Source organism: Microcystis sp. CS-574 (genome assembly GCF_028329095.1).
Lineage (GTDB): Bacteria > Cyanobacteriota > Cyanobacteriia > Cyanobacteriales > Microcystaceae > Microcystis > Microcystis ichthyoblabe_A.
The window spans coordinates 1-9,873 of record NZ_JAQMSY010000116.1 but is presented as its reverse complement, the minus strand read 5'-3'; the positions used below and the strand labels follow the sequence as shown (position 1 = coordinate 9,873).

The following is a 9,873-nucleotide window of genomic DNA, read 5'->3' as shown; positions in this document are numbered from 1 at the left end:
TGTAATTCTTGGGCTGCCCATTTCTCCATTTTTTTGCTTACCTCCACCTTAATTCCTTCTTTCAAAACTATACCTATCAATCGTTTCCCCTTTTTTTAAGTTTCTTCTCTTTTTGTTAAGAAAGATCTGACTAATGGATAGGCTTGATAAGGGGGGCATCTGATAATTTTTAACGCCTACCTACTTAATTTTTGCTTATGAAACCGTGAAATACCTATCAAGCAAGACTTTTAGGGCTATTTTAACGTTCGGCGATGCTCAGTCGAGCCGCAGAAGAAACTAGAAAATATCAGTATAGACCTCGTTTCCACACATAAACCAGAAGCTCCCAAATACTGATGGGCAGTCAGGAGTTTAAACTTGTGGAGAGACTGTAAGACTCCTTGGGATTCGTCTCAAAAAGCAGGTTTCTGTGAAGCAAGAATCTCCCATCACACAGCTTGGCATTGTGATGGCGAGAGTGTCAAAATTGTGTTCAATTACTCGTCATCCCAGTCATGCCTTCCAGCGGTCAAGTGAAATCGATTTTTTTTCTGATCCTCTTTCTCCTCAGTATTCTAGGGGGTATTCTACTGGCTTCGCTACTTCAACAACCAGCGATCGCCCAATCTCCCTCCTCGGATACATTGCTAAATCGTTATCAAATTGGAGAGCAAACCTATCTAGAAAATTGTGCCACCTGCCATATTGCCATTCCTCCCAGCATCCTACCGAGTCAAACTTGGAAAAAAATCCTAGAAAATCCTAATTCTCACTATGGTATCCGTTTAAAACCAATTGTCGGCATTACTCAGCGTCTTATCTGGGATTATCTCAGTTATTCTTCCCGCCCTCTTAGGGAGACTACTTTTGTTCCCCTCCTAATTGAACAGTCCAGCTATGTAAAGGTTTTGCACCCTAGGGTCAATTTACCCACTCCTCTCGGTCACACCACCTGTGTCACCTGTCATCCCAACGCTTCCCGCTACGATTATCAAACCCTTACCCCCATCTGGGATGATGCAGCCTAATCAGTTATCAGTTTTCAGTTTTCAGATGTGAGTTTTTAGTTCACTGATCACTGTTTACTGATCACTGAGAGGGGGTGCAGTGAGGGTGATTTCGCCGATTTGGTCAGCTTTACCCATTAATTGGGCAGGGTTGTCGTTAAGAGAGATTTTAACAGCACCAGCATTGCCCGATCGAATATTTAAACTCTTTTGGGCTGTCCAAGTTCGTTTGGTCCCGGGTTGGAGATTGCCTTCATGGACTTTTTTGCCATCGGCAATTACCCTTACCCAAGTGGCCTGTTCAATAGTTACTTCGGCTGAGAGGGGAACTTTTGGCGGAGGAGAAAGGGAAGGAGAGGCTACCAGCGCAGGAGGGACTACCGGTGCGAGGGAACCCACGGGGGAAGGAGAGGGAGTAAGGGCAGGGGGATTAGAGAGAGGGGGACGGAGGAAAAGATAGCCAATACCACAAAATATACCCGCCAGTAAGCCTAACCAGAGATATATCCCGAAAAAGGTCGATTTAGCTGGTTGGGGGCTAGTTTCTGGGGCCGGGTTTTCTGGTTTCACTCGTTCCGCTTTTGGGGCAGCCGGTTCAGCCTTGGGGATGGGGGTAGCTTTTGTGGGCAGTGTTTTCGGGATAGTTACCTCTTGGGCTAATTGTTCCGCACTAGGAGACAAGCGATCGGCTAAAGCTTTACCATCAATTTTTAGGGCATCACCGTAGCGTTTGATAAATCCCTTGACATAAATTAATTCTGGTAATTTCTCCCAATTCCCCGTTTCCAACGCTTCTAGCATTGGCAATCTAATCATCGTCACGGCGGCGATATCGTCTATGCTCAGGCAGCTTTCTTCTCGTTTTTGACGTAAATAAGTCCCGATTTCCTTGATTTGTTCGGCTTGTAGGGGACTGAGTTGACTCATAATTCCAGTCATAATCTATACCAACTTAGATGATAATCTCGATTTTGTTATTTTGGGATAATCTGTTCTCTAGAAGTTCCCTTTACTTTGTCGTCATTACCAGCGAAAAGGTTGCAAAAACCAGCAAAAATCGGCAATACTTGCCAAAGTTAAGTTTTTTATCCTAGGGTGACTGCACTGGCCGGTCAGTACATACATTTGTTCTTAATGCTTGTTTTTCTCCAACTCTCAGCATATCGTTAATTAGGGCTGGCTGAATAAATCTAAAAACCTTGTTGGATAAGACTTTTAGACTTTTTGTCAATCAAAAAGTATCCGATATGGGAGTGATCGGGGGGAAAATTCAGCTACTTTTTCCCTGAAAATTAGGTAATTGACTACCTCAAAATCGGTAAAACCCTACACCCTACACCCTACACCCAAGAAAAACTTTTTGCCGCAAACCCTAATTATGACCTTTATTCCCCATCCCGACGCCACCCCCCTTCACCTTACCTGTGCCGTAGTCACGGTGAGCGATACTCGTACCCCAGAGACGGATAGAAGTGGCCAAATAATTCAAGAGTTACTAACTCGATCGGGTCACGATATCGGCCTATACTTAATTATCCCCGATGAACCCTTACAAATTCAAGCAATTTTACCAGAGATTAGCAATCAAAATCAGATAAAAGTCTTAATTCTTAATGGGGGGACGGGTATTGCTCCTAGAGACACTACCTACGATGCTTTAGTACCTTTATTAAGGATTACTTTGCCCGGTTTTGGCGAATTATTTCGTTATCTTAGCTATCAGGAAATCGGCTCCCGTGCCATGGCATCGAGGGCAATAGCTGGGGTTTATCAAAACCTATTGGTCTTTTCTCTCCCTGGTTCCACTAATGCCGTTAAATTAGCCCTAGAAAAACTGATTCTTCCTGAAATTTTACATCTGGTTAAACAGATGAATGGATAATTGATAAGGACAATTTTCTCGGTTTTCTATGCTCGATCAGAAAGAACTTTTGTGTTTATTACAATTAGCTAGTCCCATTTTACCCGTGGGGGCCTATAGTTATTCTGAAGGGCTAGAAACCCTCGTCGAAAAGGGGATTATCTCCAATAGTGCCACCTTGAATGATTGGTTAGAGCGATCGCTTTGTCAAGGCTCGATTCGCTTAGAAGCGGCTGTTTTGCTAAGGGTATATCGTTGTTTTTGTCAAGAAGATTTTACAAAACTTAATTATTGGGACAATTGGTTATCGGCAACGCGGGAAACGGCCGAATTAAGACAACAAAGCTGGCAAATGGGGCGATCGCTGTTAAACCTATTGCGGGAGTTAGCACCAGACAGAGATAATCTACCGGAACAGGCTAATTATGCCACCGCCTTTGCGATCGGGGCAAGTCATTGGCAAATTGGGGAAGAATTAGCGGTTTTAGGCTATTTACACAGTTGGGCAAGTAATTTAATCAATGCAGGACTGCGTTTAATTCCCCTTGGACAAACCCTAGGACAAGCGCTTCTGATCGGTTTACAGCCCAGTTTATTAACAGCAACAGCAGATATTATCAGTTTAGCCGATGAAAACCTGACCAGTTGGAGTTGGGGGCTAAGTTTTGCCAGTATGAACCACGAAACCCAGTATAGTCGTCTATTTCGCAGTTAGCAATTTAGGGAGAAAAGCAGGAGAATGACTTAAAAACCAAATAAGGTATAGTATGATTGAAAAAAATCTTAAGTCCTAGTTCTCACTTTCTGAGTGACGGAGGGTTTTAAGGAAAGATGCGAACACTTTACCTAGCCACAGTGTACCAATGTTTAGTCAATCAGAAAAAATTCCCGTTTCGGTGTTAATTCCCGCCAAAGACGAGGAATCTAACCTTCCCGCTTGTTTAGAGAGTGTTGCTAGGGCTGATGAAGTGTTTGTCGTCGATTCCCAAAGTATCGATCGCTCGATCGAAATATCTACCAACTATGGGGCTAATGTAGTCCAATTTTATTTTAATGGTCGTTGGCCGAAAAAGAAAAACTGGTCCCTTGATAACCTGCCTTTTCGCAATGAATGGGTATTAATCGTCGATTGTGATGAGAGAATCACCCCCGAACTATGGGACGAAATCGCCACCGTGATCCAAGATTCCAACTATAACGGTTATTATCTCAATCGTCGCGTTTTCTTCCTCGGACAATGGATCCGTTATGGTGGCAAGTATCCCGACTGGAATCTGCGTTTATTTAAACATAAGTCGGGTAGATATGAGAATTTAAACACGGAAGATATACCCAACACGGGAGATAACGAAGTTCATGAACACGTTATCCTTAATGGCAAGGTGGGCTATCTAAAAAATGATATGCTGCACATCGATTTCCGCGATATCTATCATTGGTTAGAAAGACATAATCGTTATTCCAACTGGGAGGCCCGGGTTTATTACAATATTCTCACGGGTAATGACGAAAGTGGCACGATCGGAGCGCACCTGTTCGGTGATGCGGTGCAGAGAAAACGTTTTTTAAAGAAAATTTGGGTAAAATTGCCCTTTAAACCGCTGCTGCGCTTTATTCTCTTTTATGTTATCCGTCTCGGTTTCTTGGATGGCAAAGCTGGTTATATCTACGGTCGTCTTTTGAGTCAGTATGAATACCAAATTGGGGTTAAATTGTACGAATTACGGAGATTTGGCGGTAAATTAAACGTTAATACCCATGTTAATCCCCCGATTAAACCCTCGGAACCTCAACCGGTAGAAATGATTAAATAGGTCCTATGTCCCCAGAAATCCGCACCGATGAGGAAGCGTGGCTAGATCTGCGTACCTACGATCAATCTTGGTTCGATCGCGGTCGTTCTAATCCAATTATCCTACTTTGGTGGTTAGTACAGGGAATTCTTTTTCCCCTCAGTTTGCATCAGATGGATAGCTTTCGCTGCGCTGTTTTGCGGCTATTTGGGGCTAAAATCGGCCTTGGGGTGAAAATTCGCCCGACGGTAAGGGTGACTTATCCCTGGAAAGTGGCGATCGGTGATTATAGTTGGATCGGCGATGATGTGGTGATTTATAGTTTAGATAATGTTACCATCGGCAGTCATTGTGTGATTTCTCAAAAATGCTATCTTTGCACTGGCAGTCACGATCCCGGCGATCGCTCTTTTGGCTTAAAAACCACTCCCATCCTCATCGGTAATGGTACATGGATCGCGGCCGATTGTTTTTTGGCTCCGGGGGTAAAAATTGGCTCTAATGTTGTTATTGGGGCAAGAAGCAGCGTATTTGCCGATATTCCCGCTCAAAAGGTCGCTTGGGGTAGTCCCTGTCGTCCTCAATACGATAGAAAGATGAATTCTTATAGTAGTTAAGCTAAGAGGCATTTTTGGCGGTCTTCCGCTCGCTTTTGTCCCACTGTTTCCCACGGGACATATTAAGCTGTTCGTAATTTAATTAGCATTTTTATCGATTTTTGTCAAGATATATTTAACATTTTTTATCTTGTTTATTTGACACAATTTATTAGAAAAAGGGTTTATAAAGAAACCCTTTTTCTAGTTTCCAACTAATCCTATTTGACCTAATAGGTAAGGAGTAAGAGTAGGGCTAATTCATGAATTAGCCCTACTTTTTTAGTTTCCAACTAATCCTATTTGACCTAATAGGTAAGGTTGATTACGCAAAAATCCAAGTTTTTTTAGTTAACTATCTGTTTCCAACTAATCCTATTTGACCTAATAGGTAAGGATTCCTACGATGGAAGAATATATGGCTTATTACAGTTTCCAACTAATCCTATTTGACCTAATAGGTAAGGCAACTTACCGTCAGCTTGTTGGCAAACCTTTAACGTTTCCAACTAATCCTATTTGACCTAATAGGTAAGGGCGCAACTTGTTAAGGGTGCGATGGTCGGGTCTATGAAGGTGGAGTTTCCAACTAATCCTATTTGACCTAATAGGTAAGGGACAAAAAGTAAAAACTAGCACAATTAGGGAGTAAAAGTTTCCAACTAATCCTATTTGACCTAATAGGTAAGGGAAAATCCGTATTTCGAAGCAACCTATAAAACCAGTTTCCAACTAATCCTATTTGACCTAATAGGTAAGGGCCTACGGTGGCTTAGTCCTCTGTATCCAGAGGAGCGTTTCCAACTAATCCTATTTGACCTAATAGGTAAGGATGAATTAAAAGAACAACTGGATCAATTAAGAAAAGTTTCCAACTAATCCTATTTGACCTAATAGGTAAGGAGTACCCCTTGGAAAGTCTCATCGAGAGGGGAAGACAGACCCCCAAATCGACGCACCTGCAAAAAGAGGGTTAAAAAGTGGTCCCGGGGGGGGTAAAAGTCCCGATACCAAAGGGTAGAACCCTGACTGGGAGAGCAATCGACGCACCTCAACCAGAGAATCGGGGTTTTAGGTCGGGGAGGGGGTGCATCGATTTTCAGTCAAGAGTTAGGGGACAAGCTAGATGATGTAGAGATTTGGGGGTGGTTGAGGAGGAGAACCTCCCATCACCAACAATCTAGAGACAGCTTCTTCGGAAATCCCATAGAAGCGCACATCATCCTCTTGAGGATTGACCCTTTCTACTACTTTAGCGTACAGTTTCCGCCTCTCGATGTGTAATTAATTTTGCTTAAGTAATTATCTGTAATTAAGTAGCTGGTTATAATTAAATTAAAAATGGATTTTAGGTTCGATCCCCCCTGCCCCCCTTGATAAGGGGGGTGCCGATAGGCGGGGGGATCTGAAAGTTTTTAATACCTACCTACTTAATTGTCTAGCTACTGATTAAGGAGGGTAGCGGGGGGGAGTTTTTTTTAAGGATTTTTTAACCCCCAAAATCCCCCGATTCTGGCGAGCAATCAGTATCATGGATAACAACAACAAGCTTTAGGTCTAATCCGATAAAAATCATGACCTACCTATCTCCTAAATTATTCACTTTTGAAGACTTTTTAAACCAGTATGGAGATGACCCACGCTATCAATTAATTGACGGGGAGTTGCGAGACATGGAACCCACTGGACCTCAGGAATCCGTAGCGGGAAAAATCGCAGGAAGACTGTGGGGAGAAATTTTTCGATTACATCTACTCTGGACAATTCCTAAAAACTGTTTGCTCCGTTTTATGAGCGCATTAGTTCGGCAGTTTTTCCCGAATTGTCTCTGTGTCTTCTCGATATTATGCCCTAAATCTCTAGTAAAATTATGCTGAAATCTCTTAAAAATGTCCTGAGTAATCTGCGTCAATATCCCTATAATATTATCTTTAATCCCCTCACCAATGCAGCATTAGCCATCGCCGCTATTTTGGCACTAATTGCCGATCAATTTGGCCAGGGATATTATCTAATTTTTCTGATTACTTTGGCTCTAGTTATCATCGGTATCTGGCTAGAATCTCAGAAATACGACCTCTATAAACATCAGGCGATTCCTCTACCGATAGTGATTAAAATTGCTAATCCTGCCGATAGTAATAAGGCTCTGCAATCGCTTTTTAATATCATCGAAACAGAAAATAAATACAAAGATCATCAAAATAATCTTGACCAGTATCTCAATATTAGCGAAACAGACTTAATTTTTAACTACTCCTGTGATATTTATGATCAAGAAATGCTGAAAACTTTTCTGCAAATACTCCGCTATAATCTAGAGAAACTTAAGAAAAAAACTCCTCAAAATACTATTATTTATCTTGCCTATATCGGTCCGATTAGCGTCGCTATTATGGTCGGCACTATTCTCGCTACTGAAGGAGTAAAAATCTTTCAATATAATAAATCTTCTGATAGTTATTATCCTGTGGTGGAAATTAGCGATCGCAAACTTAAAGAAGATATTAAGGAATACGAAAAATTTGAGCGTGTTGTCACCGAAAAAGGTCAAGATAGAGTAACTATAGCCATCGATGTTTCTTCCCATAAAATTAATCTTAATGATCAGAGTATTGAAAACTACGGCGATTTAATTTATCTGAAAAGTAAAGGCAGTGGTACAATTGAAAAAAATGAAGATTGGCTACAATATTCTAGAGAAATTTTTAAAACTATCAATATCGCTCAACAAAAAAACTATCAAGAGATTAAGCTAGTTTATTCCATGCCTATAACTTTGGGAATACTTGTCGGAATGGCCGTTCAACAATACTGGCCAATTCTCCTAACTCAATACGAAAATTCTACCTACAGAAATCTTATTAATCTTCAGGAATTTAAACTTTATCGAGGACAATAAAGATAAAATGAACTATACTGTAATTACCTTTGCTCCTGTGCAAGGATTCATCGAAAAATCGCGTAAACTAAGGGACTTGTACGGTGGTTCTTTTTTATTATCCTATCTTGCCGATGCTATCTGTCAGGCAGCGGATAAATATCCTGAATGTAGCCTTATTTCTCCGGCTTTAATTGACGTTAAAAGAGGAACTCCCAACCAAATCTTAATCGCGGGTAATTTTCCCAAAAAAGAGGCCGAACAAGTCTTCGATGACGCATGGCAAAAAGTGGTTAATAAGTGTCGGGTTTGGATTGAACAAAATTTACCACAATACAATTATACTTGGCGACGAGAATGGAACCTATGGATTAATCATACTTGGGAATTCTTCTGGGCGCAAGAGGACTCGATCGATTGTGCGTTTAAAAGTCTGCAACAGAAAAAATATCAACGAGATTGGACGGGAATTAATTGGCAAGGAGAAAGTTCTAGCTTATCCGGTTCCGATGCCATTGTTTGGTATGGAATGACGGATCAAACCCATCCTTTATATTCTAGTATTTCCCAACAAAATCAGCAAATCACTGAATTTTATCAGCAATTAAGTCAAAAACTTTCTAATGCTATCCTCGATGAAACCGAACGTCTTAGCATTCCCGAATTAGTCAAAAGAATGATTACATTATATGATATTGGCAAGCCTTTAAACCTAGAACTTCCTAAAAAATTTGTGGAACTAAATCGCTACGAGGAAAAATCCTATACAGGATGGTTTCAAGGGGACGGTGACGGGATGGGAAATTACCTAAAAAATCTGTCCATATCCTCAAGAAAAGAATTTAGTCAAAGAATGCGACAATGGGGAGAAGAACTAGAAAATTATCTTAACTTTGGTCGCATTATTTATGCGGGAGGAGATGACTTTCTAGGGGTTTTGTTTCCACAAAAATCCGAACTAAAATTAACCCTACAAGATTGTCTATATTGGTTTGATCAATTTCATCGAGAAATCTGGCCAAAACACGGTTATTCTCAGGATATAACTGTTAGCGTCGGTTTTGTTTGGGCAGCTTCAGGAGTTCCTCAGCGTGACATATTGCAACAATGTCGAGAAGCAGAAAAATCCGCTAAAAATCAAGGTAAAAATCGTCTAGCGGTGCGAATCCTTTTTAACAGTGGTAACTATTTAGAGTGGGTTTGTCCCTGGGAAAACTTAAAAGATATCCTCGATAGTTATTGCGATCGCAGTGAAGGAAAAAACTGGACACATTTCTATAATGATATAGCAACTTTAGAAAATCGCCGCGCTTTTACCGATGATAATCACGATATTGCCAATGCAGTTTTTAACCTTTATTTTAATCAAAATATACCCATTGATACCACCTCTCACCAAGATAAAAATAACTGGGTAATTAACCTCTCAAAAGTGGCCAATCATCTCACCTAAACATAGAAAAATGCTGCAATATCTGATCATAATTAAACCTTTGGGATTTCTCTACGGTAGCGCCGGTCCGTTTCTGTCTCCAGAAAATCTAGTTGGACGTTCAGGAAATCGTTTTCCCCCCACTGCTGCCACAGTTTCGGGACTATTTGCTCACAGCAATCCCACCAATATTCGCGATTTACAAATTGCCGGCCCTTTTTGGGCAAACAGTGAACAACCAGATAACTTTTTTGTCCCCACTCCCTTTATTTAGGGGCTGCTGAAAAAGTTTTTCGTGGGGGCTGGGTGTGGGGTGTGGGG

At 41.2% G+C, this 9,873-nt stretch carries 8 protein-coding genes, 2 pseudogenes and 1 CRISPR repeat array; of the genes and pseudogenes, 9 read left to right on the top strand and 1 reads right to left on the bottom strand.

Features of this window, described 5'->3' with window-relative positions; all coding sequences use genetic code 11:
- The first annotated feature begins 497 nt into the window (after positions 1 to 497).
- Positions 498 to 1,010, top strand: coding sequence for a hypothetical protein (locus PN470_RS09490; protein ID WP_002779035.1), 513 nt, complete (start codon positions 498 to 500; stop codon positions 1,008 to 1,010).
- 54 nt (positions 1,011 to 1,064) lie between these two features.
- On the opposite strand, the gene PN470_RS09485 is transcribed toward PN470_RS09490, so the two are convergent.
- On the bottom strand, positions 1,065 to 1,928 hold the full coding sequence (locus tag PN470_RS09485; RefSeq protein WP_042790760.1) for a helix-turn-helix domain-containing protein: 864 nt from the start codon (positions 1,926 to 1,928) through the stop codon (positions 1,065 to 1,067).
- Positions 1,929 to 2,367: 439 nt separating this feature from the next.
- Between PN470_RS09485 and PN470_RS09480 the strand changes: the two genes are divergently transcribed.
- From PN470_RS09480 to PN470_RS09445, 8 genes and pseudogenes are all read left to right on the top strand, one after another.
- Positions 2,368 to 2,871 carry a MogA/MoaB family molybdenum cofactor biosynthesis protein gene (locus PN470_RS09480; RefSeq protein ID WP_016514428.1) on the top strand — a complete coding sequence of 168 codons (504 nt, stop codon included), beginning with the start codon at positions 2,368 to 2,370 and terminating at the stop codon, positions 2,869 to 2,871.
- A gap of 28 nt (positions 2,872 to 2,899) precedes the next feature.
- A complete protein-coding gene (locus PN470_RS09475) occupies positions 2,900 to 3,565 on the top strand; it encodes an urease accessory protein UreF (protein WP_002737619.1) in 666 nt (221 codons plus the stop codon).
- Between the two features lie 148 nt (positions 3,566 to 3,713).
- A complete protein-coding gene (locus tag PN470_RS09470) occupies positions 3,714 to 4,664 on the top strand; it encodes a glycosyltransferase family 2 protein (protein WP_002752838.1) in 951 nt (316 codons plus the stop codon).
- Between the two features lie 5 nt (positions 4,665 to 4,669).
- Positions 4,670 to 5,260, top strand: a complete 591-nt coding sequence (gene hpsU, locus PN470_RS09465; RefSeq protein WP_123230329.1) for a hormogonium polysaccharide biosynthesis acetyltransferase HpsU — start codon at positions 4,670 to 4,672, stop codon at positions 5,258 to 5,260.
- A gap of 186 nt (positions 5,261 to 5,446) precedes the next feature.
- Positions 5,447 to 6,142: direct repeats of the CRISPR family, unit length 36 nt; unit sequence GTTTCCAACTAATCCTATTTGACCTAATAGGTAAGG.
- A 671-nt stretch (positions 6,143 to 6,813) separates the two neighbouring features.
- Positions 6,814 to 7,026, top strand: a pseudogene (locus PN470_RS09460) (Uma2 family endonuclease); the annotation flags it as partial.
- An 83-nt stretch (positions 7,027 to 7,109) separates the two neighbouring features.
- The gene (locus PN470_RS09455) at positions 7,110 to 8,141 is read left to right on the top strand and encodes an SAVED domain-containing protein (protein ID WP_272104398.1); all 1,032 of its coding nucleotides are present in this window, start codon (positions 7,110 to 7,112) and stop codon (positions 8,139 to 8,141) included.
- A 7-nt stretch (positions 8,142 to 8,148) separates the two neighbouring features.
- Positions 8,149 to 9,573, top strand: coding sequence for a Cas10/Cmr2 second palm domain-containing protein (locus PN470_RS09450; RefSeq protein ID WP_130757629.1), 1,425 nt, complete (start codon positions 8,149 to 8,151; stop codon positions 9,571 to 9,573).
- Positions 9,574 to 9,583: 10 nt separating this feature from the next.
- Positions 9,584 to 9,823, top strand: a pseudogene (locus PN470_RS09445) (type III-B CRISPR module-associated Cmr3 family protein); the annotation flags it as partial.
- Positions 9,824 to 9,873 lie beyond the last annotated feature (50 nt).